The 25623-nt window shown below is 44.2% G+C and carries 40 protein-coding genes; 34 read left to right on the forward strand and 6 right to left on the reverse strand.

Going from position 1 to position 25623, the window contains the following annotated elements; translation table 11 throughout:
- From L2748_RS20060 to rplQ, 29 genes are all read left to right on the forward strand, one after another.
- On the forward strand, nt 1–578 hold a 578-nt coding region (locus L2748_RS20060), incomplete at its 5' end, for an EF-Tu C-terminal domain-related protein (protein ID WP_248957730.1).
- A gap of 361 nt (nt 579–939) precedes the next feature.
- On the forward strand, nt 940–1251 hold the full coding sequence (rpsJ, locus tag L2748_RS20065) for a 30S ribosomal protein S10 (protein ID WP_005503530.1): 312 nt from the start codon (nt 940–942) through the stop codon (nt 1249–1251).
- Between the two features lie 29 nt (nt 1252–1280).
- Nucleotides 1281–1919, forward strand: coding sequence for a 50S ribosomal protein L3 (gene rplC / locus L2748_RS20070; RefSeq protein WP_220765522.1), 639 nt, complete (start codon nt 1281–1283; stop codon nt 1917–1919).
- Between the two features lie 17 nt (nt 1920–1936).
- Nucleotides 1937–2542 carry a 50S ribosomal protein L4 gene (rplD, locus tag L2748_RS20075; RefSeq protein WP_012153458.1) on the forward strand — a complete coding sequence of 202 codons (606 nt, stop codon included), beginning with the start codon at nt 1937–1939 and terminating at the stop codon, nt 2540–2542.
- Nucleotides 2539–2841, forward strand: coding sequence for a 50S ribosomal protein L23 (gene rplW / locus L2748_RS20080; protein ID WP_202723802.1), 303 nt, complete (start codon nt 2539–2541; stop codon nt 2839–2841). The genes rplD and rplW overlap by 4 nt, the downstream gene beginning before the upstream one ends.
- Nucleotides 2842–2858: 17 nt before the next feature.
- On the forward strand, nt 2859–3686 hold the full coding sequence (gene rplB / locus L2748_RS20085) for a 50S ribosomal protein L2 (protein ID WP_220781331.1): 828 nt from the start codon (nt 2859–2861) through the stop codon (nt 3684–3686).
- A gap of 11 nt (nt 3687–3697) precedes the next feature.
- Nucleotides 3698–3976 carry a 30S ribosomal protein S19 gene (gene rpsS / locus L2748_RS20090; protein WP_011863970.1) on the forward strand — a complete coding sequence of 93 codons (279 nt, stop codon included), beginning with the start codon at nt 3698–3700 and terminating at the stop codon, nt 3974–3976.
- A 15-nt stretch (nt 3977–3991) separates the two neighbouring features.
- Nucleotides 3992–4324, forward strand: a complete 333-nt coding sequence (gene rplV / locus L2748_RS20095; protein WP_012144645.1) for a 50S ribosomal protein L22 — start codon at nt 3992–3994, stop codon at nt 4322–4324.
- 9 nt (nt 4325–4333) lie between these two features.
- Entirely contained in the window at nt 4334–5023 is a 690-nt protein-coding gene (rpsC, locus tag L2748_RS20100; RefSeq protein WP_012153461.1) for a 30S ribosomal protein S3, read from the forward strand.
- Between the two features lie 11 nt (nt 5024–5034).
- Entirely contained in the window at nt 5035–5445 is a 411-nt protein-coding gene (gene rplP / locus L2748_RS20105) for a 50S ribosomal protein L16 (RefSeq protein ID WP_220781330.1), read from the forward strand.
- A complete protein-coding gene (gene rpmC / locus L2748_RS20110; protein ID WP_012144642.1) occupies nt 5445–5636 on the forward strand; it encodes a 50S ribosomal protein L29 in 192 nt (63 codons plus the stop codon). The genes rplP and rpmC overlap by 1 nt, the downstream gene beginning before the upstream one ends.
- Nucleotides 5636–5884 carry a 30S ribosomal protein S17 gene (rpsQ, locus tag L2748_RS20115; RefSeq protein ID WP_012153464.1) on the forward strand — a complete coding sequence of 83 codons (249 nt, stop codon included), beginning with the start codon at nt 5636–5638 and terminating at the stop codon, nt 5882–5884. Before rpmC ends, rpsQ begins: the two co-directional genes overlap by 1 nt.
- Nucleotides 5885–6063: 179 nt before the next feature.
- Nucleotides 6064–6432 (forward strand): 50S ribosomal protein L14, encoded by a 369-nt coding sequence (gene rplN / locus L2748_RS20120; protein WP_025823474.1) that lies wholly within the window; start codon nt 6064–6066, stop codon nt 6430–6432.
- An 11-nt stretch (nt 6433–6443) separates the two neighbouring features.
- Entirely contained in the window at nt 6444–6758 is a 315-nt protein-coding gene (gene rplX / locus L2748_RS20125; RefSeq protein WP_012153465.1) for a 50S ribosomal protein L24, read from the forward strand.
- Nucleotides 6759–6771: 13 nt separating this feature from the next.
- Complete coding sequence (gene rplE / locus L2748_RS20130; protein WP_012279172.1) at nt 6772–7311, forward strand: 50S ribosomal protein L5; 540 nt, start codon at nt 6772–6774, stop codon at nt 7309–7311.
- 10 nt (nt 7312–7321) lie between these two features.
- Nucleotides 7322–7627, forward strand: coding sequence for a 30S ribosomal protein S14 (gene rpsN / locus L2748_RS20135; protein ID WP_012153467.1), 306 nt, complete (start codon nt 7322–7324; stop codon nt 7625–7627).
- Between the two features lie 24 nt (nt 7628–7651).
- Nucleotides 7652–8044 (forward strand): 30S ribosomal protein S8, encoded by a 393-nt coding sequence (gene rpsH, locus L2748_RS20140; RefSeq protein WP_220781329.1) that lies wholly within the window; start codon nt 7652–7654, stop codon nt 8042–8044.
- A 10-nt stretch (nt 8045–8054) separates the two neighbouring features.
- Nucleotides 8055–8585 (forward strand): 50S ribosomal protein L6, encoded by a 531-nt coding sequence (gene rplF, locus L2748_RS20145; RefSeq protein WP_012153469.1) that lies wholly within the window; start codon nt 8055–8057, stop codon nt 8583–8585.
- An 11-nt stretch (nt 8586–8596) separates the two neighbouring features.
- The gene (gene rplR, locus L2748_RS20150; protein WP_012153470.1) at nt 8597–8947 is read left to right on the forward strand and encodes a 50S ribosomal protein L18; all 351 of its coding nucleotides are present in this window, start codon (nt 8597–8599) and stop codon (nt 8945–8947) included.
- Between the two features lie 13 nt (nt 8948–8960).
- The gene (gene rpsE / locus L2748_RS20155; protein ID WP_220781328.1) at nt 8961–9467 is read left to right on the forward strand and encodes a 30S ribosomal protein S5; all 507 of its coding nucleotides are present in this window, start codon (nt 8961–8963) and stop codon (nt 9465–9467) included.
- 6 nt (nt 9468–9473) lie between these two features.
- Nucleotides 9474–9659 carry a 50S ribosomal protein L30 gene (gene rpmD, locus L2748_RS20160; protein ID WP_020912153.1) on the forward strand — a complete coding sequence of 62 codons (186 nt, stop codon included), beginning with the start codon at nt 9474–9476 and terminating at the stop codon, nt 9657–9659.
- A gap of 1 nt (nt 9660) precedes the next feature.
- The gene (gene rplO, locus L2748_RS20165; protein WP_012153473.1) at nt 9661–10095 is read left to right on the forward strand and encodes a 50S ribosomal protein L15; all 435 of its coding nucleotides are present in this window, start codon (nt 9661–9663) and stop codon (nt 10093–10095) included.
- Nucleotides 10096–10102: 7 nt separating this feature from the next.
- The gene (secY, locus tag L2748_RS20170) at nt 10103–11443 is read left to right on the forward strand and encodes a preprotein translocase subunit SecY (protein WP_220781327.1); all 1341 of its coding nucleotides are present in this window, start codon (nt 10103–10105) and stop codon (nt 11441–11443) included.
- Between the two features lie 23 nt (nt 11444–11466).
- Entirely contained in the window at nt 11467–11580 is a 114-nt protein-coding gene (rpmJ, locus tag L2748_RS20175) for a 50S ribosomal protein L36 (RefSeq protein ID WP_006083579.1), read from the forward strand.
- Between the two features lie 112 nt (nt 11581–11692).
- Nucleotides 11693–12049, forward strand: coding sequence for a 30S ribosomal protein S13 (rpsM, locus tag L2748_RS20180; protein ID WP_012153475.1), 357 nt, complete (start codon nt 11693–11695; stop codon nt 12047–12049).
- A 14-nt stretch (nt 12050–12063) separates the two neighbouring features.
- Nucleotides 12064–12456 carry a 30S ribosomal protein S11 gene (gene rpsK, locus L2748_RS20185; RefSeq protein ID WP_012153476.1) on the forward strand — a complete coding sequence of 131 codons (393 nt, stop codon included), beginning with the start codon at nt 12064–12066 and terminating at the stop codon, nt 12454–12456.
- 36 nt (nt 12457–12492) lie between these two features.
- A complete protein-coding gene (gene rpsD, locus L2748_RS20190; RefSeq protein ID WP_220781326.1) occupies nt 12493–13113 on the forward strand; it encodes a 30S ribosomal protein S4 in 621 nt (206 codons plus the stop codon).
- A 24-nt stretch (nt 13114–13137) separates the two neighbouring features.
- Nucleotides 13138–14127, forward strand: a complete 990-nt coding sequence (locus tag L2748_RS20195) for a DNA-directed RNA polymerase subunit alpha (RefSeq protein WP_028767958.1) — start codon at nt 13138–13140, stop codon at nt 14125–14127.
- A 39-nt stretch (nt 14128–14166) separates the two neighbouring features.
- Entirely contained in the window at nt 14167–14559 is a 393-nt protein-coding gene (gene rplQ / locus L2748_RS20200; RefSeq protein ID WP_012153479.1) for a 50S ribosomal protein L17, read from the forward strand.
- A gap of 1438 nt (nt 14560–15997) precedes the next feature.
- On the opposite strand, the gene ccmE is transcribed toward rplQ, so the two are convergent.
- Genes ccmE through ccmA form a run of 5 tightly spaced genes read right to left on the reverse strand, consistent with a single transcriptional unit; the run spans nt 15998 to nt 18777 of the window.
- On the reverse strand, nt 15998–16486 hold the full coding sequence (gene ccmE / locus L2748_RS20205) for a cytochrome c maturation protein CcmE (RefSeq protein ID WP_220781325.1): 489 nt from the start codon (nt 16484–16486) through the stop codon (nt 15998–16000).
- Nucleotides 16486–16683 (reverse strand): heme exporter protein CcmD, encoded by a 198-nt coding sequence (gene ccmD, locus L2748_RS20210; RefSeq protein ID WP_220781324.1) that lies wholly within the window; start codon nt 16681–16683, stop codon nt 16486–16488. The genes ccmE and ccmD overlap by 1 nt, the downstream gene beginning before the upstream one ends.
- Entirely contained in the window at nt 16683–17429 is a 747-nt protein-coding gene (gene ccmC, locus L2748_RS20215) for a heme ABC transporter permease CcmC (protein ID WP_220781323.1), read from the reverse strand. The genes ccmD and ccmC overlap by 1 nt, the downstream gene beginning before the upstream one ends.
- A 1-nt stretch (nt 17430) precedes the next feature.
- Nucleotides 17431–18117, reverse strand: coding sequence for a heme exporter protein CcmB (ccmB, locus tag L2748_RS20220; protein ID WP_220781322.1), 687 nt, complete (start codon nt 18115–18117; stop codon nt 17431–17433).
- Nucleotides 18118–18126: 9 nt separating this feature from the next.
- Nucleotides 18127–18777 carry a cytochrome c biogenesis heme-transporting ATPase CcmA gene (ccmA, locus tag L2748_RS20225; protein ID WP_220781321.1) on the reverse strand — a complete coding sequence of 217 codons (651 nt, stop codon included), beginning with the start codon at nt 18775–18777 and terminating at the stop codon, nt 18127–18129.
- Between the two features lie 323 nt (nt 18778–19100).
- Here ccmA and L2748_RS20230 point away from each other — a divergent pair, with 323 nt between their 5' ends.
- Nucleotides 19101–19394 carry a c-type cytochrome gene (locus L2748_RS20230; protein WP_220781320.1) on the forward strand — a complete coding sequence of 98 codons (294 nt, stop codon included), beginning with the start codon at nt 19101–19103 and terminating at the stop codon, nt 19392–19394.
- A 716-nt stretch (nt 19395–20110) separates the two neighbouring features.
- Here the strand turns inward: L2748_RS20230 and ccmI are convergent.
- Entirely contained in the window at nt 20111–21364 is a 1254-nt protein-coding gene (gene ccmI, locus L2748_RS20235; RefSeq protein ID WP_220781319.1) for a c-type cytochrome biogenesis protein CcmI, read from the reverse strand.
- A gap of 431 nt (nt 21365–21795) precedes the next feature.
- Here ccmI and L2748_RS20240 point away from each other — a divergent pair, with 431 nt between their 5' ends.
- Genes L2748_RS20240 through L2748_RS20255 form a run of 4 tightly spaced genes read left to right on the forward strand, consistent with a single transcriptional unit; the run spans nt 21796 to nt 25405 of the window.
- Nucleotides 21796–23766, forward strand: coding sequence for a heme lyase CcmF/NrfE family subunit (locus L2748_RS20240; RefSeq protein WP_220781318.1), 1971 nt, complete (start codon nt 21796–21798; stop codon nt 23764–23766).
- 15 nt (nt 23767–23781) lie between these two features.
- Nucleotides 23782–24333 carry a DsbE family thiol:disulfide interchange protein gene (locus L2748_RS20245; RefSeq protein ID WP_220781317.1) on the forward strand — a complete coding sequence of 184 codons (552 nt, stop codon included), beginning with the start codon at nt 23782–23784 and terminating at the stop codon, nt 24331–24333.
- On the forward strand, nt 24330–24812 hold the full coding sequence (gene nrfF / locus L2748_RS20250; protein WP_220781316.1) for a heme lyase NrfEFG subunit NrfF: 483 nt from the start codon (nt 24330–24332) through the stop codon (nt 24810–24812). Before L2748_RS20245 ends, nrfF begins: the two co-directional genes overlap by 4 nt.
- The gene (locus L2748_RS20255; protein WP_220781315.1) at nt 24809–25405 is read left to right on the forward strand and encodes a TlpA disulfide reductase family protein; all 597 of its coding nucleotides are present in this window, start codon (nt 24809–24811) and stop codon (nt 25403–25405) included. Before nrfF ends, L2748_RS20255 begins: the two co-directional genes overlap by 4 nt.
- The last annotated feature ends 218 nt before the right edge of the window (nt 25406–25623 follow it).

Here is a 25623-nt window from a genome sequence, read left to right on the forward strand (position 1 = left end):
CAGAGCGTGCTATCGATGGTGCATTCATTCTTCCAATCGAAGATGTTTTCTCAATCGCTGGTCGTGGTACTGTTGTTACTGGTCGTGTAGAGCGCGGTATCATCAAAGTTGGTGAAGAAGTAGAAATCGTTGGTATCAAAGATACAACTAAGTCTACTTGTACTGGTGTTGAAATGTTCCGTAAGCTTCTAGACGAAGGTCGTGCTGGCGAGAACTGTGGTGTTCTTCTACGTGGTATCAAGCGTGAAGAAGTAGAACGTGGCCAAGTACTAGCTGCTCCAGGTTCAATCACTCCACACACTACTTTCAAGTCAGAAATCTATGTTCTGTCTAAAGAAGAAGGTGGACGTCACACTCCATTCTTCAAAGGCTACCGTCCACAGTTCTACTTCCGTACAACTGACGTAACCGGTACTATCGAATTGCCAGAGGGCGTAGAGATGGTAATGCCTGGTGACAACGTAGCTATGACTGTTACTCTAATCTGCCCAATCGCGATGGACGAAGGTTTACGCTTCGCAATCCGTGAAGGTGGCCGTACAGTTGGTGCTGGTGTTGTAGCTGAGATCGTTGCTTAATTAGCAACGGGTCTTAACTCGATACTGAAAAAGGCAGCTTAGGCTGCCTTTTTTAATGGCTAAAGAAAAGTGAAGGGCAGGGCTAGTATTCCCGATCTTACTGTGTATAATGACGCCACTTTGTTGAAAACCATCTGTTTGACGGTATTTCACACAACGGGCTTGATCTCAGCGTTGAAATCAGTATAATAGCCCCTCGCCTTAACCATTAGGCGATTTAATTGGTCTGCCTTCGGGTTTGACGTAAAAAAACAGCGACTCCGATTGTGAGTCGAACGGCTAAATCATTTCACTCGGCTTTTCCTCTAAGGAAAGTTGCTTGAGGGTGATTTTTTTGTGTACATTTTAGGAGCTCTGGTCAATGCAGAACCAAAGAATCCGTATCCGCCTAAAAGGATTTGATCATCGTTTGATTGATCAGTCTACTGCGGAAATCGTTGAAACTGCTAAGCGTACCGGCGCGCAGGTTCGTGGTCCAATTCCACTACCAACGCGTAAAGAACGTTATACCATTTTGACTTCTCCACACGTTAATAAAGATGCACGTGATCAGTACGAACTACGTACTCACAAGCGTCTTGTTGACATCGTAGAGCCGACTGAAAAGACTGTAGACGCACTTATGCGTTTAGATCTTGCGGCTGGTGTTGACGTTCAGATTAGCTTGGGTTAATTGAAATCCAGTTAGAAGAGGTTTGAGAGATGGCTATCGGTCTTATCGGTCGTAAAGTAGGTATGACTCGCATCTTCAATGAAGATGGCGCGTCGGTACCTGTAACAGTAATTGAAATTGCTGCTAACCGTGTAACCCAAGTGAGAACTTTGGATACAGATGGTTACCGTGCACTTCAAGTTACTACTGGTACCAAAAAAGCTAATCGCATCACTAAACCAGAAGCAGGTCACTTTGCTAAGGCAGGCGTTGAAGCCGGTCGTGGTTTATGGGAAATGCGTTTGGCAGATGGTGAAGGCGAGGGCATCGAAGTTGGTGCTGAGCTTAATGTAGATATCTTCGCTGACATAGCGAAAGTTGATGTTACTGGTCAATCAAAAGGTAAGGGCTTCCAAGGCGGTATTAAGCGTTGGAACTTCCGTACTCAAGATGCAACACATGGTAACTCACTGGCACATAGAGCTAACGGTTCTATTGGTCAAAACCAAACACCTGGTCGCGTTTTCAAAGGTAAGAAAATGTCTGGCCACATGGGTGCAGAGCGTGTTACGACACAGAATCTAGAAGTAATTCGTGTAGATGCTGAACGTAACCTGCTTTTGGTTAAGGGTGCAGTTCCAGGCGCTACTAATGGCGACCTGATCATCAAACCAGCTGTTAAAGCTTAAGGTCTGAGGAGATAGTAATGGAATTGGTATTGAAAGACGCACAGAGTGCTCTTGAAGTTTCCGAAGCTACCTTTGGCCGTGACTTTAATGAAGCACTGGTTCATCAGGTAGTTGTAGCTTACGCTGCAAACGCGCGTCAGGGCACTCGTGCTCAAAAGACTCGCGCAGAAGTAACTGGCTCAGGCAAAAAGCCTTGGCGCCAAAAAGGTACTGGCCGTGCACGTGCTGGTACTGTTAAAGGCCCAATCTGGCGTGGCGGTGGCGTAACTTTCGCTGCTAAAACACAAGATCATAGCCAAAAAGTTAACAAAAAGATGTACCGCGGAGCGCTGAAAAGCATTTTCTCTGAATTGGTACGTCAAGACCGTCTTATCGTTGTTGAGTCGTTCGGTGTTGAAGCTCCTAAAACTAAAGAGCTGAAAGCTAAACTAAACGAAATGCAACTTGAAGACGTGTTGATTGTTACTCCAGAAGTTGACGAGAACTTGTTCTTAGCTGCTCGTAACCTGTACAAAGTTGACGTACGTGACGTTGCTGGTATTGATCCAGTAAGTCTAATCGCTTTCAACAAAGTACTAGTTACTGCTGAAGCTATTAAGCAAATCGAGGAGATGCTGGGATGATAAGCCAAGAACGTTTGCTAAAAGTTATTCTTGCACCACACATCTCTGAGAAGAGCACTGTGAATGCAGAAAATAACAACACGGTAGTATTCCGTGTAGCTATCGATGCAACTAAAGCTGAAGTTAAAGCTGCAGTAGCACAGCTATTTGAAGTTGAAGTTGATACAGTTCGTACTTTGGTTAACAAAGGCAAAACTAAGCGTCACGGTGCCCGTACTGGCCGTCGTAGCGATTGGAAAAAAGCTTATGTTACCTTAGCTGCTGGTGCTGACATCGATTTCGTCGGCGGCGCTGAGTAAGCATTAGGAGAATTATCATGGCAGTTATTAAGTGTAAGCCAACCTCTCCAGGTCGTCGCCACGTAGTTAAAGTGGTGAACAGCGATTTGCATAAGGGTAAACCTTTTGCAGGCCTGTTGGCGAAAAAATCAAAAAGTGGTGGCCGTAACAATACTGGTCGTATCACTGTCCGCCACGTTGGTGGTGGTCATAAGCAACATTATCGTCTAATCGACTTTAAGCGTAACAAAGACGGTATCCCTGCGAAGGTTGAACGTTTGGAATATGATCCAAACCGTACAGCTAACATCGCATTGGTACTTTACGCTGACGGTGAGCGTCGTTATATCCTTGCCGCTAAAGGCATGCAAGCTGGTGATAAGATCCAGTCTGGTATCGATGCAGAGATCAAGAGCGGTAACGCAATGCCTCTACGTAATATCCCTGTGGGTAGCGTAGTGCACGCAGTCGAAATGAAGCCTGGTAAAGGTGCTCAGATCGCGCGTTCAGCTGGTGCTTATGTACAAGTTATTGCTCGTGACGGCGCATACGCCACTCTACGTCTTCGCTCTGGCGAAATGCGTAAAGTGCCGGTTGATTGCCGCGCGACATTGGGTGAAGTTGGTAATTCCGAGCACATGCTACGCCAGTTAGGTAAAGCAGGTGCTAAGCGCTGGAGAGGCGTACGCCCAACAGTTCGTGGTGTTGCAATGAACCCAGTAGATCACCCACATGGTGGTGGTGAAGGCCGTACTTCTGGTGGCCGTCACCCTGTATCTCCATGGGGTCAACCTACTAAGGGTTACAAGACTCGTAGTAATAAACGCACCGACAAGTACATTGTACGTCGTCGCAATAAAAAGTAAGAGGATTCGCCATGCCACGTTCTCTCAAGAAAGGTCCATTCATTGACCTACACTTGCTGAAGAAGGTAGAGAAAGCGATGGAAGCTGGAGACAAGAAGCCTATTAAGACTTGGTCTCGCCGCTCTATGATCATTCCTAACATGATTGGAATGACCATCGCTGTCCATAATGGTCGTCAGCACGTACCTGTGTTCGTAACTGACGAAATGATCGGCCACAAGCTTGGTGAATTTTCACCAACTCGCACTTATCGCGGCCATGCTGCAGATAAGAAAGCGAAGAAGCGTTAATACGGGAGACATAAGATGGAAGTTTTAGCTAAACATCGTTTTGCCCGTACGTCGCCTCAAAAGTGTCGTTTGGTTGCAGATCAAATCCGTGGACTGCCTGTTGCTAAGGCTCTCGAAATTCTAACTTTCAGCCCTAAGAAAGCTGCAGTACTTGTTAAGAAAGTACTGGACTCTGCAATCGCTAATGCTGAGCACAATGAAGGTGCTGACATTGACGAACTAAGAGTTGGAGCGATTATGATCGATGAAGGTCCAACTATGAAGCGTATCATGCCACGTGCCAAAGGCCGTGCTGATCGTATAATCAAGCGCACCAGCCACATTACTGTGGTTGTGTCAGATCGCTAGGAGTTAGCAATGGGACAGAAAGTACATCCTAATGGTATCCGTCTGGGTATCACTAAGCCTTGGATCTCGACCTGGTACGCTGACAAGTCAGACTATGCCAATAACTTGAGCAGTGACTGGGAAGTGCGTAAGTTTCTTGAAAAGAAACTTAAGCAAGCATCAGTTTCTAAGATTGTTATCGAGCGTCCAGCTAAGAGTGTTCGCGTTACTATTCACACAGCCCGTCCGGGTGTTGTGATTGGTAAGAAAGGCGAAGACGTTGAGAAGCTACGCAACGCAGTTGCAAAGCTGACTGGTATTCCAGCTCAGATCAACATCGCTGAAATCCGTAAGCCAGAGCTAGATGCTAAGCTTGTTGCCGATGGCATCGCTTCGCAACTAGAGCGTCGTGTTATGTTCCGTCGTGCTATGAAGCGCGCAGTTCAAAACGCAATGCGTCTTGGTGCTAAGGGTATCAAAGTTGAAGTGAGTGGCCGTCTAGGCGGCGCTGAGATTGCGCGTTCAGAGTGGTATCGTGAAGGTCGTGTACCTTTGCATACACTGCGTGCTGATATCGACTATTCTACTTCTGAGAGTCACACTCAATACGGTGTGATTGGCGTTAAAGTTTGGGTCTTCAAAGGTGAAGTTCTAGACGGCGTTCTACCTCAGCACGAAGAGCCGAAACAGCAGCCGAAGCGTAAGCCTCGCGGTAAATAGGAGAGCTGGCAATGCTGCAACCAAAAAGAATGAAGTTTCGCAAAATGTTCAAGGGCCGCAACCGTGGTCTAGCGAACGGCACTGAAGTTAGCTTCGGTGAATTCGGTTTGAAAGCTGTTGGACGTGGTCGTCTAACTGCTCGTCAAATCGAAGCTGCGCGTCGTGCTATGACACGTCACATTAAACGTCAAGGTCAGATCTGGATCCGCGTATTCCCTGACAAGCCAATTACCTCTAAGCCTCTTGAAGTGCGTATGGGTAAAGGTAAGGGTAACGTTGAATACTGGGTTTGCCAGATTCAACCAGGTAAGGTTCTTTATGAGATGAATGGTGTATCTGAAGTGTTAGCTCGTGAAGCTTTCGCTCTAGCTGCTGCTAAACTACCTCTAAAGACTACCTTCGTAACTAAGACGGTGATGTAATGAAAGCGAGCGAACTAACAGAAAAGAGCGTTGAAGAATTGAACGCTGAACTGCTTGGTCTGCTGCGTGAGCAGTTTAATCTGCGTATGCAACACGCCACTGGTCAGTTGACTCAAACTCATCAGCTTAAAATCGTGCGTCGCAACATTGCGCGCGTAAAGACCATTATTACTTCTAAGGCGGGTGCATAATGTCTGATACTATCCGTACTTTGCAAGGTCGAGTACTTAGCGACAAGATGGACAAGTCTATCACTGTAGCTATTGAACGTAAGGTAAAACACCCTTTATACGGTAAGTTTATCAAGCGTACTACTAAGATCCATGCACATGACGAACAAAATCAGTGTAATGCTGGCGATATCGTGACTATTCGCGAATGCCGTCCGCTGTCTAAGACTAAGTCTTGGACTCTGGTTGAAGTAGTAACAAAAGCCTAAGCTTATTAGGTATTTAAGCAAACGGCTCCTAAAGTTGGAGCCGTTTTTATTTTTAGTACTATCTATTCCTATTTTTAGGTGTTACACTTGCGCGCCAAATTTGACTAAATTAAAGTCTAAATTTGAGTGAAATGTAGCCCCTTTGTGGGATTGTAAGTAACGATAGCGGAGCACTTAAAATGATCCAAATGCAATCGACTCTAGAAGTCGCCTGTAACAGTGGCGCTCGTAGAGTTCAGTGTATTAAGGTCTTGGGTGGCTCTCATCGTCGTTATGCCGGTATCGGCGACATCATCAAGGTTTCTGTAAAAGAAGCAATTCCTCGCGGTAAAGCGAAGAAAGGTGATGTATATAACGCGGTGGTAGTCCGTACTAAGAAAGGCGTACGTCGTCCAGACGGTTCTGTCATTCGCTTCGATCGGAACGCAGCGGTATTGCTTAACGCAAACCTTGCACCGATTGGTACTCGTATCTTTGGACCTGTGACACGTGAATTGCGTACTGAGCAATTTATGAAGATTGTGTCATTGGCACCAGAAGTACTGTAAGGAGCTTCAAAATGGCAGCTAAAATACGTCGTCAAGACGAAGTAATTGTACTAGCAGGTAAAGACCAGGGTAAACGCGGTAAGGTTTCTCAGGTTCTTCCAACTGGTAAATTAATTGTAGAAGGTATTAACCTTGTTAAAAAACACCAAAAGCCAAACCCACAATTGGGCGTAGCTGGCGGTATTGTTGAACAAGAAGCACCGATACAAGCATCAAACGTAGCGATTTTCAACTCTGCCACTGGCAAAGCTGATCGCGTTGGTTTCCGATTTGAAGACGGCAAAAAAGTCCGTTTCTTTAAGTCGAACAGTGAACTCGTTAAGTAATTTGGAGTAAACGATGGCGAAACTGCATGATAAATACAAAGAGACTGTTAGTCCTGAACTTGTTAAAAAGTTCGGTTTTACCAGTGTCATGCAAGTCCCTCGGATTGAAAAGATCACCCTTAATATGGGTGTTGGCGAAGCAGTAGCAGATAAGAAAGTTATGGAGCATGCGCTTCGTGACATGACTGCTATCGCTGGTCAAAAGCCAGTAGTGACTGTAGCTCGTAAGTCAGTTGCTGGTTTTAAAATCCGTGAAGGCTACCCAATTGGCTGTAAGGTTACACTGCGCGGTGAGCGTATGTGGGAATTCTTAGAGCGTTTAGTTGATATCGCGATCCCGCGTATTCGTGACTTCCGTGGTTTGAGCGTTAAATCGTTCGACGGCCGTGGTAACTATGCGATGGGCGTACGTGAGCAGATTATCTTCCCAGAGATCCAATACGATAAAATCGATAAGATCCGCGGTATGGATATTGTAATCACTACTTCTGCGAAGAATGACGAAGAAGGCCGAGCTCTGCTCGAAGGCTTTAACTTCCCATTCAAGAAATAAGGGTAGCGTAATGGCAAAAAGTTCAATGAAAGCACGTGAAGCAAAACGTGCACAGCTCGTAGCTAAGTTCGCTGAAAAGCGCGCTGCACTTAAAGCTATCATTAGCAGTCCAACTACATCTGATGATGACCGTTGGGATGCAGTACTTAAGTTACAAGCTCTACCACGTGACTCTAGCGCAGCGCGTCAGCGTAATCGTTGTAGTCAAACTGGTCGCCCACATGGTTTCCTACGTAAATTCGGCCTTAGCCGTATTAAATTACGTGAAGCAACTATGCGCGGTGAAGTTCCTGGCCTACGCAAGGCCAGCTGGTAAGCACTTGTCACGGAGTAAGCTAATATGAGCATGCAAGATCCTATTGCGGATATGTTAACACGTATTCGTAACGGCCAAGCTGCTAAACACGTATCTGTGAAGATGCCTTCTGCTAAGCTTAAAATCGCTATCGCGAAAATGCTTAAAGAAGAAGGTTACATCACTGACTACGCCGTAGCAGATGAAGCCAAGCCTGAATTGGAAATCACTTTAAAGTATTTCCAAGGTCAGCCAGTCGTTGAGACTATCCAGCGCGTTAGCCGTCCTGGTCTTCGTATTTACAAAGGTAAAAACGAACTACCAAAGGTTATGGGCGGACTGGGTGTCGCTATCGTGTCCACTTCTAAAGGTTTGATGACTGATCGTACTGCCCGCCAAAATGGCATGGGTGGGGAAGTTATCTGCTACGTAGCATAAGGAGCTAGCAATGTCTCGTGTCGCAAAAGCACCAGTCGCTATCCCTGCAGGCGTAGAAGTGACTTTAAACGAACAAACTATCACCGTAAAAGGTACTAAAGGTAGTTTGACTCGAGTTATTAACTCTGACGTTTCTGTTGTTGTTGAAGACAATGAAATCAAGTGTTCACCAGTTGAAAGCGCTAAAACCGCTGCTCAAGCTGGTACAGCTCGTGCATTAATCAACAACATGGTTGTTGGTGTAACTGACGGTTTTGTTAAGAAACTACAGTTAGTTGGTGTTGGTTACCGTGCAAAACTTGCCGGTAAAGATATCGATTTAACTTTAGGTTTCTCACATCCTTTGGTTCACAAACTTCCTGACGGCGTAACAGCTGAATGTCCATCACAAACTGAAATCGTACTTTCTGGTACTGATAAGCAGTTGATCGGACAGGTTGCAGCTGAGATTCGCGGTTACCGTCCACCAGAGCCTTACAAAGGTAAAGGTGTTCGCTATGCTGACGAACAAGTACGCCGTAAAGAGGCTAAGAAGAAGTAAGGTAATACGATATGGATAAGAAAACATCTCGCTTACGCCGCGCTCTACGTGCCCGTAAGAAGATCCAAGAGCTGGGCGTTAATCGTCTGGTTGTACATCGTACACCACGTCACACTTACGCTCAGGTAATTAGTCCTGAAAACGTAGTGTTGGCGGCAGCTTCTACTGCTGAAAAAGCAGTAACCGAGCAGCTAAAGTACACAGGTAACGTAGATGCAGCTAAAGTAGTGGGTAAAACCGTTGCTGAGCGCGCTATCGAAAAAGGCGTAGCTGTAGTTGCATTCGATCGTTCCGGCTTCAAGTATCACGGTCGCGTTGCTGCATTAGCAGACGCAGCTCGTGAAGCTGGCCTCAAGTTCTAAGGAATGATGAAAAATGGCTAAATTTGAAGCTCAACAACAAAAAGACGATCTGCAAGAGAAGTTAGTTGCAGTTAATCGTGTTTCTAAAGTAGTTAAAGGCGGACGTATCTTTAGCTTCACTGCACTAACAGTAGTGGGTGATGGTAACGGTAAAGTTGGCTATGGCTATGGTAAAGCGCGTGAAGTACCAGCAGCAATTCAGAAAGCAATGGAAAAGGCTCGCCGTAACATTGTAAACGTTGAATTGAACAATGGTACTTTGCACCACCCTGTAAAGGGTCGTCACACTGGTTCACGTGTTTACATGCAACCAGCCTCTGACGGTACCGGTATTATTGCCGGTGGCGCAATGCGTGCCGTATTGGAAGTAGCAGGCGTTCAGAACGTTCTGTCAAAAGCATACGGTTCTACTAACCCGATTAACATCGTTCGCGCTACTGTCGATGCGTTGGTGAATATGAAATCACCTTCACAAATCGCAGCTAAGCGTGGCCTGAATGTTACTGAAATTCGAGGTTAATGCACCATGGCTACTAAAACACTTAAAGTAACTCAGACCAAGAGTTCAATCGGCCGCTTACCAAAGCACCGTGCAACTCTAACTGGTCTAGGTCTACGCCGCATTAATCACACTGTTGAACTAGAAGATACTCCTTCAGTTCGCGGTATGATTAACAAGGTTTACTACATGGTTTCGGTGGAGGAAGTATAAGATGCGTCTAAATACTCTATCACCTGCTGCAGGTGCTAAATCAGCAGCTAAGCGTGTAGGTCGCGGTATCGGTTCAGGCACTGGTAAAACTTGTGGCCGTGGTCACAAAGGCCAGAAGTCTCGTTCTGGTGGCGGCGTTCGCGTCGGTTTCGAAGGTGGTCAAATGCCACTTAAGATTCGTTTGCCGAAGTTTGGTTTTACCTCGCGTAAAGCGTTGGTATCTGCCGAGATTCGCATTAGCGAATTGGCTAAAGTTAACGGTGATGTTATCGACCTAAATGCGCTGAAAGATGCGAATCTAGTTACTCGCAACATACAGTTTGCTAAAATCGTTCTTTCAGGTACCATTGAGCGCCCTGTGACCGTTAAAGGTCTGAAGGTAACCCAAGGTGCACGTGCAGCTATTGAAGCTGCCGGTGGCAAGATCGAGGAATAATACGTCGATGGCAAAACCAGGACTTGATTTAAAAAGCGCGAAAGGCGGTTTATCAGAATTGAAAACCCGTCTCCTGTTCGTGATTGGTGCAATTATCGTCTTTAGAGCCGGTTCGTTTGTACCAATTCCTGGTATTGACGCTGCTGTATTAGCAGAGCTGTTTAATCAGCAAAAGGGGACCATCCTAGGCATGTTTAACATGTTCTCTGGTGGTGCCCTTGAACGTGCCTCTATTTTTGCATTGGGTATCATGCCGTATATTTCGGCATCGATTATAATGCAGTTGTTGACTGTGGTGCATCCAGCACTTGCTGAATTGAAGAAAGAAGGCGAGTCTGGACGTAAGAAGATCAGTCAGTATACTAGATACGGCACATTGGTTCTGGGTACATTCCAGGCAATCGGTATCGCAACAGGTTTACCGAATCTAGTTCCAGGGTTAGTAGTTAACCTAGGATTTAGTTTCTACTTTGTTGCTGTTGTAAGCTTAGTGACGGGAACAATGTTCCTAATGTGGCTAGGTGAACAGATTACCGAACGAGGCATAGGTAACGGTATCTCGATTCTTATTTTCGCAGGTATTGTTGCTGGTCTACCATCTGCTATCGGCGAAACTGCCGAGCAGGCGCGTCGAGGCGACTTGAATGTACTAGTATTGTTGTTGCTGGCAGTAATTGTTTTTGCTGTCACTTATTTTGTGGTATTCGTTGAGCGTGGACAACGTCGTATCGTTGTTAACTATGCTAAGCGTCAACAAGGCCGTAAGGTGTTTGCTGCGCAAAGTACTCATTTACCACTTAAGATTAATATGGCTGGTGTTATCCCGCCTATTTTTGCGTCCAGCATCATTTTGTTCCCAGGCACACTGGCTCAGTGGTTTGGTCAAAATGAGTCCATGTCATGGTTAAGTGATTTTTCACTGGCTGTGTCACCAGGACAACCGCTGTACTCATTATTATATGCAACAGCGATTATTTTCTTCTGTTTCTTCTATACTGCGTTGGTGTTTAACCCTCGCGAAACAGCTGATAACTTGAAGAAGAGCGGTGCGTTTATTCCAGGGATTCGTCCTGGAGAACAGACTTCGCGTTACATTGATAAAGTTATGACTCGCTTGACATTAGCAGGCGCGTTGTATATTACCTTTATCTGCTTAATTCCGGAGTTCATGTTAATTGCGTGGAAAGTACAGTTCTATTTTGGCGGTACTTCACTACTAATTATGGTAGTCGTAATCATGGACTTCATGGCTCAGGTTCAGACCCATATGATGTCTCATCAGTATGAGTCTGTAATGAAGAAAGCTAACTTGGTAAACAAAGCGAACTTAGATCGCTTTGGTCGCTAAGCTAGTTATCTCGGAGTGATGAAATGAAAGTTCGAGCTTCCGTGAAGAAGATCTGCCGTAACTGCAAGATCGTAAAGCGTAGTGGCGTTGTACGTGTGATTTGTGTTGAACCTAAACACAAACAGCGTCAAGGCTAAACAAAATTGACCAGCCCAGTCCGGGCTGGTCAAAATATTATTTGCTAAATTGTCGTCTGTCGAGTATCCTACCGGGCTTTTCACAGATGACCTTTAACTTAAGGAGTGCATAGTGGCCCGTATCGCTGGCATTAACATTCCTGATCAAAAGCACACAGTCATTGCATTGACTGCTATCTACGGCATCGGTCGTACTCGCGCACAAGCTATTTGCGCGGCTACTTCAATTGCTGAAGACGCTAAGATCAAGGAATTGAGCGAAGCTCAAATTGATACTCTACGCGAAGAAGTTGCCAACTACATTGTAGAAGGTGATTTACGTCGTGAAGTTTCCATGAACATCAAGCGTCTTATGGACCTTGGTTGTTACCGTGGCCTTCGCCATCGTCGTAGCCTTCCCCTTCGTGGGCAACGTACTAAGACCAATGCGCGCACGCGTAAAGGTCCACGTAAACCAATTAGAAAGTAACGGGGTAAACCAAAATGGCTAAAGTTCCGTCACGTTCTCCGCGTAAGCGTGTACGTAAACAGGTTGCTGATGGTATGGCGCATATCCATGCGTCTTTCAACAACACAATTATTACCATTACAGATCGTCAAGGTAACGCACTATCTTGGGCAACTTCTGGTGGTTCAGGTTTCCGTGGTTCACGTAAATCTACCCCATTTGCTGCACAGGTTGCTGCTGAGCGCGCAGGTACTGCTGCTCAGGACTACGGTGTTAAAAACCTAGAAGTTTTTGTGAAGGGTCCAGGTCCAGGACGCGAATCAGCGATTCGTGCACTAAACTCGGTTGGTTACAAGATTACTAACATTACCGATGTGACGCCTATCCCTCATAATGGTTGTCGTCCTCCTAAGAAACGTCGCGTTTAACTCGTCGTTTTTAAATAGGATAGTTGGAGAAAGAACATGGCAAGATACTTGGGTCCAAAGCTCAAGCTCAGCCGCAGAGAAGGTACAGACCTTTTCCTAAAAAGCGGCGTGAGAGCAATCGATTCGAAGTGTAAGCTTGAAACTGCACCTGGACAACACGGCGCTCGTAAGACCCGTCTGTCTGAGTATGGCGTTCAGCTACGCGAGAAACAAAAAGTTCGTCGTATTTATGGTGTGCTAGAAAAGCAATTCCGTAACTACTACAAAGATGCTGCACGTACTAAAGGTAACACTGGTGAAAACCTACTTACTCTTTTAGAAACCCGTCTAGATAACGTTGTTTATCGCATGGGCTTTGGTGCAACACGCGCTGAATCACGTCAGCTAGTTAGCCATAAGTCAATTATGGTTAATGGTAGCGTCGTTAACATTCCATCATTCAAAGTGTCTGCGAATGATGTAGTGAGCGTTCGTGAAAAGTCTCGCACTCAAGCTCGTATTAAAGCGGCTTTAGAAGTGTCGGCTCAACGCGAAAAGCCAACATGGGTTGAAGTTGACAACACTAAGATGGAAGGTGCTTTCAAGCGTGTTCCTGAGCGTAGTGATTTGTCTGCGGAAATTAACGAACAGCTGATCGTCGAACTTTACTCTAAGTAAAGTTAAAACAAAAGAGAGGACACAATGCAGGGTTCTGTTACAGAATTTCTTAAACCGCGTCTCGTTGATATCGAGCAGGTTAATCCAACACGTGCCAAGGTTACACTGGAGCCGCTAGAGCGTGGTTTTGGTCATACTCTAGGTAACGCGTTGCGTCGTATCCTATTGTCGTCTATGCCAGGCTGCGCGGTTACCGAAGTAGAGATCGATGGTGTACTGCATGAATACAGTAGCAAGGAAGGCGTGCAAGAGGATATCCTTGAGATACTATTAAACCTTAAAGGTTTAGCAGTAGTTATCGAAGGGAAAGACGAAGCTATGCTTACGCTAAGTAAGTCAGGCGCAGGCCCTGTTACTGCAGCAGATATCACGCATGATGGTGATGTTACTATCATGAATCCTGACCATGTTATCTGTCACTTGACAGGTAATAATGACGTCAGCATGCGTATCCGCGTAGAGCGTGGTCGTGGTTATGTACCGGCTTCTGCCCGTGCACAAACCGAAGACGATGATCGCCCTATCGGCCGTTTGTTGGTTGATTCTTCGTTCTCACCAGTTGCTCGCATTGCATACAATGTAGAAGCTGCTCGTGTTGAACAGCGTACAGACTTAGACAAACTCGTTATCGATATGACCACTAACGGTACTATTGATCCTGAGGAAGCTATCCGTCGTTCTGCGACAATTCTAGCTGAACAGCTAGATGCGTTTGTTGAGTTACGTGATGTGACTGAGACTGCACCAGTAGAAGAGAAACCGGAGTTCGATCCGATATTGTTGCGTCCTGTCGACGATTTAGAGCTAACTGTACGTTCAGCCAACTGTTTGAAGGCTGAAGCGATTCATTACATCGGCGATCTGGTACAACGCACTGAAGTTGAGTTGCTTAAGACTCCTAACTTAGGTAAGAAATCTCTTACTGAAATTAAGGATGTGTTAGCGTCTCGCGGACTGTCGTTAGGTATGCGTCTGGAAAACTGGCCTCCAGCTAGTTTAGCAGACGACCTTTAAGTCCAGATTAGTACAGATATAGGTAATAAGGATTAGGTCATGCGCCATCGTAAGAGTGGTCGTCAACTAAACCGTAACAGCAGTCATCGCCAAGCTATGTTCCGTAACATGGCTTGCTCAATAGTTCGTCACGAAGTGATCAAAACTACTGTAGCTAAAGCGAAAGAACTGCGTCGCGTAGTTGAACCTCTAATAACACTTGCTAAGAGTGATAGCGTTGCAAACCGCCGTTTGGCATTTGCTCGTACTCGCGACGCTGAAGTCGTAGGTAAGTTATTTACTGAATTGGGTCCACGTTTCCAGGAACGTCCTGGTGGATATACCCGTATTCTTAAGTGCGGTCTACGTACTGGTGACAAAGCGCCTATGGCGTATATTGAACTAGTAGGTCGTCCTGAAGCAGCTGAAGCTGTTGAAGACACTGCAGAGTAAATAAGTCTTAGTTATAAAAGGCCGAACATATGTTCGGCCTTTTTTATGCTTGTCATTTATTAAAGTGCTCTTTAACTTCAACTGAGTTTTATAGCGCTGTGTTTTTTTATACCAATCAGTATAAACATTTGGTCGCCATTCTGGAGCGTTTTTGGCTGCCTATTTCTGCGTTGAATAAGTTCAAAAGGGAGCGACCATTCTGTCAGTTATTCGCCTTGAATTAGTTTGCCAAAAGCGATCTGAGTAGGCCAAATTCTTGTACTAATTGGTATTAATCATCACGACACAGAATCTCTAGTCCAATCTTAATATTACTTTTTCTTTCTTGGAGGGAGTACTTGGTTAATGTTTGTAAGCAGATAAAACTAACCACTTCTTGTAATACGGTTCTTCGCTTCTTTAGTCCTTTACTGCCCCGAAGCAATAACTTTCTTTTTTCTGAATATGGGTATTAGAAAATGCGTTCGCGAACGTATATTTTAAAGTCCTGTGTAAACTGTGATCCTTTGCCATTGCAAATGTACCGGATGTCTCTAGCAGTTTGTACTGCTATAGAGCCATTATGAGTGTAGGAAAGTAAAATGGCTTGGAGATGCAACAGAGAGTTCTCTGATGGGGCGGGAGCAAATGCTCCTAAGTTTGGTGATTGTTGAAGGTAAGGCTGTCACCTCGCTTGTCTGAATAAATACTTATTCTCCTGACTAGTAGTTTTGGCCATCTAGAGGCTTTGCGTATGCAAATAGGGAATGTTATTTATCATTTAGGTGCAATCATACTTGGGCAAACAGTTGATTGTTTGGGATAACTCTACTAAACAATGTCGACGGTCGCTATTAGCTAGCCTGTACTTATACCAATTGCATTAATAATCTGTTCATTCAATGGGAACTCAAAGCACTGAAGGCAAGCTGGGAACTTGAAGCTAATAGTTATTCTCGGCTCTGGGATCCTGCTCGCCCTTCCTCCTAAGTCCTTTTAGTCGTATATCGAGAGTTTCTGGCGCAGCATGCAGTGCTTTGCCATTTTCTTTAAACATCAGTCACCCAGAGAGAAGCGCCCAAGCATTCCACTTCTGCTTTGCATGGCCTCAGAAGGGAGTAACCATTTGTCGTTCATACGCCTTGAATTGAAAGCTTGAGTGCTTCTGAATCGATTAAATTACCAATGCAAGTGCTATTACTTATTGGTTATTAATAGACGAACTTATTTGTGTTCCCGGGCGGTCAGGTTGCCCTTGTGAGGGGGTAGATGAGCATACGTATTCTGGGTAAACAATTTCGCTGCAACGCCGCTTGTAAGCGTTGAGAGGGCTATCTTACAGATGTGTTAGTTCATTAGTCTTTGGACGAGATATTTAAGCGTTAGGCTTGGTAAAAGCTGTGGATAGTAAAAAGCCCTCTTAATGAGGGCTTTTGATTAAAAGGTTATTCAGTCTAGCTTAATAGCCAGATGATTTTTGCTCTTGGTTATAATCTAGCTTTTCATGAGACTGGCCCATAGCTTCAGCAACTTCTGGTGGCATGTAGTTTTCATCATGCTTTGCAAGTACTTCAGTTGCTTCTAACACGCCTGGCTTAGATAAAACGCCTTGGGCTACGATACCTTGTCCTTCACGGAATAGATCTGGCAGTAGATCGTCATAAGTTACGATGATCTCACCGCCTGCTGCGTCATGTATGGCGAACTCAACATGCAAGCTATCTGGATCGCGAACCATAGAACCTACTGTTACCATACCACCAACACGAATACGTTGGCCGATTTCAGGCATGACACCAGTGTCTTTTTTACCTTGTACAATTTCTGTAGGGGTAAAGAACAGGTTTAAATTCGAATTCAAAGCGTATAGAAGCAAAGAAGCGATAGCTGCTACACCACCAATTAAGGCTACAGCAAGGGTAAGGCGTTTTTTTCGTCTTGGATTCACTATTTATTACTCCGAGTTTCTTTGAGGCGTTCTTCGCGTTGCATCTTTTTCGCGATCTCTACTAACACCTTACGTTTCTGTCTAACGCTTAGGATCACTAATGTGCCTAGCGAGAAAAAAGTTACACCGTAAGCAAGCCATACATAGAATGCGTAGCCGCCCATATTGATAAATTCACTAATTGAGTCGAACTGCATTATTTGACCCCTTCTGCTTTAGCAAGTTCACGAACCCATGGACGCATGCCATTTCGTGCCAAAATTTCTGATCTAAATCTCACTAATGTAATCGCGCCAATCATTACACCGAAGCCCATGATGTTAATTAATAGCGGATATAACATTTCCGTAGGCATTGAAGACTCTTCAGTGATCTTAATTGTTGATGGCTGATGTAGTGAGCTCCACCAATCTACAGAGTACTTAATAATAGGAATATTAATTACACCAACGATAGCTAGGATACCTGCAGCTCTCGCTGCTAGTACTTTGTCTTCAAAAGAAGCATAAAGAGAGATAACACCCAGGTATAAGAATAGTAGCACCAGTTCAGATGTTAAGCGTGCATCCCAAACCCACCATGTTCCCCACATAGGTTTACCCCAAGTGGCGCCGGTAATAAGTGCGATAAAGGTAATTACGGCTCCAATTGGCGCAATCGCAGCTGCAGCCCAGTCGGCAGACTTAATTTGCCAAACTAATCCAATAAAAGACGATGTAGCCATTGCCATGTAAGCTGCCATAGACATTGAAGCTGCAGGCACGTGGATAAAGATGATACGGTAACTGTCACCTTGCTGATAATCGGTAGGAGCAAACACTAAGCCCCAAACAGTACCAATACCAATCATAGATACTGCTAACATTGCAAACCAAGGGAGCAGGGTGCCTGAGAGTTTGTAGGCGCGTTCAGGATCCGCGTATGAATGTAACCATTTCCACATTTTAGTTAGTACTCACTCGTAAGGATGCACCAATTGCAAATGGTGCTAACGTTAATGAACCGACCAACATTGCGCCTATAATCGCAAGCTGACCATCATAAGGTAAATTCATACCAGCAGCGTCAATCGCGCTGGTAGCAAAAATTAGTACAGGGATATACAAAGGTAGAATTAACAGGCTTAACAATACCCCACCTTTACGTAATCCAACTGTTAGTGCAACACCTATCGCGCCAAGTAGACTTAACACAGGCGTTCCTAAAGCTAGTGTAGCAATTAGTGCCCCGTAACTATTGCCTTCTAAGTGCAACAGAACTGCAAGTAATGGCGCGACTAATATCAAAGGTACGCCTGTTAATATCCAGTGTGCTAACACTTTAGCCAATACCATTAGAGGCAAAGGCTGAGGACTTAACAACATTTGCTCTAAGCTACCATCGGCGTAATCAGCTTTAAATAAACGTTCAAGTGATAGCATGGATGCTAGCAGCGCAGCTACCCAGATAATTCCAGGTGCAACGCGTGTTAATACTTGTGGCTCAGGGCCTATCCCCAGAGGGAATAGCGTCACTACTAAAACGAAAAAAAGTAGTGGGTTAAAAATATCGCCGCGATGGCGGACTGCAATTTGTAAGTCACGCTTTAGCAGTGTGCTAAATGCTTTGGTATAACTGATGCCTTTGTTCATTGCCAAACCTTATACAAAGCGATAGTCGAGACGTATTTTACGTAAAATATCATCGCCAATCACACCCATATCTTGGTGTGTGGTTAATATTACGCAACCGCCGCGTTTTGCATGGGCTAAAAACAGGTGTTCAAGTTCTTCTACGCCTTTCTTGTCGATAGCCGTAAACGGCTCATCTAACAACCATATCTTACAGTTAGTGTGCCAGAGCCTAGCTAGAGCTGTTCGTCGGTGCTGGCCTGCTGATAGGTGTCCAGCGAGGGCTTCTTCGAAACCTGAGAGATTGACTTTTGCTAGGATCTCTCGAGCATCGAAATCATCATACCCGCTGATCCTTAAATTGAAGTTAAGATTTTCTTCTGCTGTTAACTCGCTTTTAACACCTGCAAGGTGTCCTAGGTACAACAATTCGTCATTGTACTCGTCGCGACAGCGATTAATGTCTTCACCTTTGAAGTTGATTTGCCCTGCATAGGGGCGAGATAAACCAGCGATAATCCGCAAAAGACTTGTTTTACCTGCACCATTAGGGCCTTCAATTTGAACAATCTCACCTTCGGTTATATCGAAGCTAAGTTCATCAAATAAAATGCGTTCTTCCCTTATGCAAGTTAAGTTATTAGCTGATACCAGTGTTGTTGCTTTTGATTCTTTTACCACTGAGCCCTCTATATCAAGCTGTATGAAAACACAAGAGATACTAACACATACACTTTCAAGCGTTTAGTCTTGCTTGTTGCTAAGTGTCAGCAATTTGATGTAGTTCGAATATTATGTATTTTCTATGAACTTTTTAAACATTTGCTAATATATTAACGTTTTTGCGAACTATGTCTTGTGAAACGGCCTTTATCGCGATTAATATCACAAAAAGATGTGATTTGTTGAACTTTGTAGTAACCTAGAGCCGCTATAAGAATAAGTCTGCCAAACATAAAAGGGCAGCGAGAGCTTTGTTAGAATTTGCATTAGGAACGTATAAGATGAAAAAATTGTTAGTACTGACTGCAGCTGCAGCTTTGACTCTGTCTACAAACGCATTTGCCCAAGATGGTAAAGCAGTATATGACAAGGCATGCCAAGTATGTCATAGCATGGGTGTTGCCGGTGCGCCAAAATCACATGATGCTGCTGCGTGGGAACCACGTCTAGGTAAAGGTATGGACGCGCTAGTATCTTCTGTTAAGTCAGGCCTAAACGCTATGCCACCAGGTGGTATGTGTACAGATTGTTCTGACGACGATTACAAAAACGCAATCGAGTACATGTCTAAGTAATTTATTATTTTGGCGAGTGTTTAAAAACCGACTTAGGTCGGTTTTTTTGTGCCTAACATTCACGTTCAGGTTACAATTCTGGAAGATAACTCGATTGCTACAGTCATTTGGCTTAGTTAGCTATGAAGTATGCGAAGGCGTTTACGTCTTATAACAATCAGCACAAGAAATTGAGCTACTCAGAGCGTTTTTAGCGGTCCTGATGCTGTGACTCTTAATAAATAAAGAGGGCGCTTAACCGCAGAATAACTATGCTCTTCACTTGTTGTAAACCACATGGTCTTGCATGTTACAGACATACATAAGACATCAGGCGTGGTGAATGTCATTAAAGCACGACTATATGGATATAGGAGCTAGAGTAACGCAGGAATAGTTACCGAGGAGCACTTAATGTCCTTGCCTCAAAGCCGCTAAATTCTTGCTAAGCGACCAAATGTTTATACTGATTGGTATTAATTACCTAGCATGGTCATGAAGAAAAGCTGCAGCCAGTATCGATTTTAAAGTTACAGTCCCTCAACCGTTTGTTCCGATAATTATCTATACGAGAATAATCTATACCGACCTTTGGGTTGCTCTAGCTTGCTTTATTTGTTGAGAAAACAACTTAGTTAACTGAAATCGTGGGATATTTGAGTGCTAAAGCACGATAGAACGTTTATTCGAGGTATAAAAAAGCCGGCTAAAGCCGGCTTTTTAATGGGGAGAGGGAATTACTGTACTTGAGTATCTAGTACAAGCTGCCCAGTATCACCCACTTTAACCATCGCTAGCGTACCTTGAATATCGCCAGTTTGTGCTCTCACGCTACCGTGCTTAGATAAGATCGCAATAACTTCAACAGAATCTGCATCACTTAGCTTAACGTTGCCACCCATGTTGGTGCTGTCATCTAAGGTTATCGTAACAGGGAGTGATTGTGCTGAAATTTTCGTAGCTGCTAAAGGTACTTTAGGGCCTTCAGTTGAACGAGCGAAAATGAACAGCATGTCAGTGCTTGCGACTTTAGCTTGTAGTTCTGGTGAAATTGAAACTTCTACAGTAACAGTCTTAGCTGCTGCCTTAGGCTTAACGTCTTTATGTGCATCATCATTTGGCATTGCACCATCAGAACCTAATCGCATTTTCGCGCTTTCAATAGCATTCATGATTGCGCCGCGGTCTACGTCAGTGCGATCGCTATCCAGGATCAATTGCCAAGCATCAATTGCTTTTGGATAATCAGCGGTAAAGAAAGCATCCATACCCACAAGCAATAAGGTTGATGGGTCTTCAGCATCTAATGCTAGGGCTTGTTCAACTAGTGCTTGCACTGCTGGTGTCATCTGTTGATTTGAGCGGTAATAAAGTGCTGTGGCTTTAGGGCCTAATAGCTCAGCATGAACACCCACCAAATCCATCGTCTTATCAAATGCTTTAATCGCATCATCATAACGATTAGCAGAAATGTATGCGTGACCTAAGCTAAACCATAGTTGGCTATTTTCTGGCTCAGCTTGCGCTTGAGACTCCATCATAGCAACACGCTGAGACATGATTTGCTCTGTGGTTTGTCCTGCATGTGGGTCGTTTACTGTCATTGGTTGGTCTAGGTTTTTATAAGCACCCAAGGTTGAGTACATATAACCACAAATACCAATAACAACTACAGACATAACTGATGGCCACATTATGCTCTTAGGTTTAAGCTTATTAACAAGCGATTCGTCGTCACCTTGCTTCATATCTTGAAGTAAGCTGATCTCAAGCTCTTTCTTTAGAGCGTCGAATTCAGGTTGATCAAGTAGATCTTCCTGTAGTTCTTTCTCTAAAACAGAGAGACGTTCATTGAATAATTCAAGGTTGGTATCTTTACGAACACCCGCTTCTTCAGCTCTGAGCATACGCTGCTGGCGGAAGTGTGGGACCCAAATCAGCGCTAGGCTGACCAACAGAAATGAGGCTATTAAAATCCAGAATGTGGTCATTATGTCTATTTCACTTTCGTTTGCGAAAAAGCGGATTCACCGCTGAACTAGGGATTAGATTATACGTAAAGATTATTCATTGAACAGTAATATAACCTTAAAAGGTCATAGTTGAGTACTTGTTCACAGATTGATTCTATTTGTAAATTTTCTTGAAACTTACGGGAACTTTGTCAGTCAGACTTTAAAATTTCGCCAAATTTGCTCAGTTTTTAGCGAAATGTGACGTGCATTTGTTTATGTGTGTTTGTTAATAAGATAGGTGAAGAATGCGACAAGTCACCCATATTTGTACGAAATAGGCAGACATTAACAATAGCAAATACTAAACTGAGCTAAAATTTGTACCTTTTAGTAGTGTTAACTGCAAACACGTATGTAATGATTAAGTGAACGCTTAATCATGCATGATTTAGGACTGAGGAAAACCCATGATCCCAGAATTAGGACACTTTTCGCTGATTATCGGCCTGGCTTTTGCCATGCTGTTAGCCATCGTCCCTTTAGTAGGTGTAGCTCGTAAAGACCAATACCTAGTGCGCTATGCTTGGCCACTTAGTTACGGTATGTTCTTCTTTATTTTCTTATCTGTTGTCGCGTTAGGCTATAGCTTTGCCGTTGATGACTTCTCTGTTGCTTATGTCGCACATCACTCCAACTCAGAATTGCCAATCTTTTTTAAGATTGCTGCTGTATGGGGTGGTCACGAAGGTTCTTTGCTGTTTTGGGTGTTCTCACTTGCAGCTTGGGCAGCAGCGGTAGCACTATTTAGTAAGGGATTAGAAGAAGTCTTTACTGCACGAGTTCTTGCAGTATTGGCGATGATTCTAATCGGCTTCACTTTATTCATGGTGCTTACCTCAAGTCCTTTCGAGCGTCTATTTCCTGTTCCTATGGAAGGCCGAGATCTTAACCCAATGTTGCAAGACGTTGGTTTGATTTTCCACCCTCCAATGCTTTACCTAGGTTATGTAGGTTTCTCTGTTAGCTTTGCATTTGCTATCGCAGCATTGATGAGCGGCCGTCTTGACTCTGCATGGGCCCGTTGGAGCCGTCCTTGGACATTGGCTGCTTGGGTATTCCTAACTGGTGGTATCTCATTAGGTTCTTGGTGGGCGTATTACGAATTAGGCTGGGGCGGCTGGTGGTTCTGGGATCCAGTTGAAAACGCTTCATTTATGCCTTGGTTGATCGGTACTGCACTTGTTCACTCTCTGATTGTTACAGAGAAGCGTGGCGCTTTCCGTAACTGGACAGTATTACTATCAATCTTCGCATTTTCACTAAGTTTGTTAGGTACCTTTATCGTACGTTCAGGTGTACTAACATCTGTGCATTCATTCGCGGCAGATCCTAGCCGTGGTATGTTTATTCTATTGCTACTGGGTCTGGCGATTGGTGGCTCTCTAACCTTGTTCGCCTTTAGAGCGAGTGAGATGAGTAGTCCAGCTCGTTTTGAGCTTAAATCGAAAGAAACTATGCTGCTAGTATGTAACCTGTTACTAACAGTTGCGTGTGGCACAGTATTGCTAGGTACTTTATACCCACTTCTAATCGATGCTTTAGGCATGGGTAAGATTTCTGTAGGACCTCCATACTTCAACGCAGTATTTGTACCAATTGTATTGGTGCTATTTTGCTTCATGGGTATTGGTCCTATCATTCGCTGGAAGAAATCTAAAGCCGGCGAGCTTAAGCGCCAGATTATTGTTCCAGCAGTAATTGCTGCAGTTGTTGGTTTAGCTGCTCCTTTCTTAGCTGGTGGTGAGTTTAACGTTTGGGTTGTATGTGGTATCGCAACAGCTGTATGGGTCACCTTGATGACATTCCGTGCAGCTTACAACATCGTTAAGACTAAAGAAGGCACTGTCGATATGACGCGTTTGGGTCGTAGCCAATTAGGCATGATCATCGCTCACTTAGGTATCGCAGTTTCAGTAGTGGGTGCCACTATGGTGTCTAACTACTCATTAGAGAAGAGTGTCCGTATGGGCCCAGGTATCTCTCATGAGCTAGCAGGTTATACCTTTAACTATGTTGAAACTAAAAACGTAGTAGGTCCTAACTACACTGCACAGCAAGGTCAAATCGAAGTTTACCAAGGCGATGATTATGTTACCTTACTAAGACCTGATCGTCGTCAGTACAATGTTCGCACAATGGACATGACTGAAGCGGGTATCGATTGGGGTCTATTCCGAGACCTTTACGTAACAATGGGCGACCCAATTAGTCGTACAGAATATGCTGTACGTATTAACTACAAGCCTTTCGTTCGCTGGATTTGGTTCGGTTCTATTTTCATGATGGTTGGTGGCTTCTTCGCTGCTTCAGACAAGCGTTACCGCGCTAAAGCTGTAAGCACTGTAAAGAAAGCGACTAGTAAGTTAGCAACGGCTTAATTGGAATAGCTCAGTATGAAAAAGCTAGTATTATTTATTCCACTTGTCGTGTTTTTAGGTATGGGAGTGTTCCTTTATAAGGGACTCTTCCTTAACCCTCAAAAACTCGATTCAGCGTTAGAAGGAAAGCCGATCCCGGCTTTCCAGTTAGAAGTGTTGGAGTCAGGGGATACCGTGACTAATGAAACACTGAAAGGTAAGGTTGGTTTACTTAACGTGTGGGCGACTTGGTGTCCTTCATGTAAGTATGAGCATCCATTCCTAATGACACTAGCGCGTAAAGATATTTTACCGATTTATGGTATTAACTATCGTGATGAACGAGCGTTGGCGATCCGAGAGTTGAGTCGCGAAGGTAACCCTTACGCGATCAATATTTTCGATCATGACGGACGTCTTGGTTTAGATTTAGGGGTTTATGGCGCGCCAGAAAGCTTCCTTGTCGATCATAAAGGGGTCATTCGTTACCGTTATGCGGGTCCTATCGATCGTAATGTATGGAAAGAAACCCTTTATCCAATGGTGCAACAGCTACAAGCTGAAGCAGCTAAGGACGGTGCATCATGATTCATTCGCTAATTAAAGGCTTCACTGCAGCAGTTTTACTAATAAGCATGGCATTTTTTGCTAATGCGACACCAGTAGATACTTATCAGTTTAAGTCAGTTGATAACCAAAAGCGTGCGCTAGAGCTAGCTCACTCTCTACGTTGTCCACAATGTCAGAACCAAAACTTAATTGATTCTAACTCTCCAGTTGCTCAAGACTTACGTCTTGAAGTGTACCAGATGGTCGATGAAGGTAAGGCTGATAACGAAATTGTTGAATTTATGACGAGCCGCTACGGTGAGTTCGTTCTATATAAGCCAAGAATGGAAGCAAAGACTTACGTTCTTTGGTTAGGACCATTCGCGTTATTGCTATTTGGTGGTGTTATTGGTTTCTTCTTTATTCGTAAACAGCGTATTGCTGAGGCGAATAACCAAGATCTGAGTAATGAAGATCAGCAAGAATTGGATCGTCTTTTAAAGAGAGACGCAAAATGAGATCAACTTTAGTGGGCCTGATTGCAGCAACTATGTTGTTTGCTGGTGGCGCGCAAGCTTATCCAGGAATGGAAAAGCAAGAAAAGACACAAGTTCAGTCTAGTGTCGATCTTATTAGTGTTCTTCCAAAGCCATTCCCGATCGAAGCAGTGCCCTTTAAAGATAGTAAAGGTGGTGCTGTAGACTTTAGCCAATATAAAGGCAAAGTGATCATGGTAAACATGTGGGCCACTTGGTGTCCTCCATGTGTAAGAGAGTTGCCAGCGATCAGTCGCTTCTCTGCTAAGATCGGATCGGATGAGTTTGAAGTATTGCCAGTATCTATCGATCTAGAAGGTAATAAGCAGGTAGAGCCATTCCTAAAGTCATTAGGTATGGAAGATTTCAATACTTATTATGATAAAGAGCAAAAGCTGGGTCAGGTATTCCCGTTAGATACTATCCCAGCAACTTTCATTCTTAATAGAGAAGGTGAGTTAATTGCTTTTGTTCGTACCTTTGTAGATTGGGATGACGATAAAGCGGTAACACTTATAAAAGGTTTCCTTGCTCAAACTGCTCAAATAGAGCAGGCAAGTGACCAAGCTGACTAGAGATAGCAGCATTGATAGCTAAAAAAGGGGCTTTTAGCCCCTTTTTTGTACGTATCGTTTGATAACTATTCGCTTGATTCGAAAAAGCTAATTTTATTGAAAACAACCCTTGCGCTACTCTGAGATATCCCTATAATGCGCATCCACTGACACGGCACAGCAGGCCAACTAGCTAAACGAAAGCTTAGATAGAACGGGACTTGCAGCGGTGTTAGAGA

It is taken from the genome of Shewanella sairae (assembly GCF_023283535.1).
Classification (GTDB): domain Bacteria; phylum Pseudomonadota; class Gammaproteobacteria; order Enterobacterales; family Shewanellaceae; genus Shewanella; species Shewanella sairae.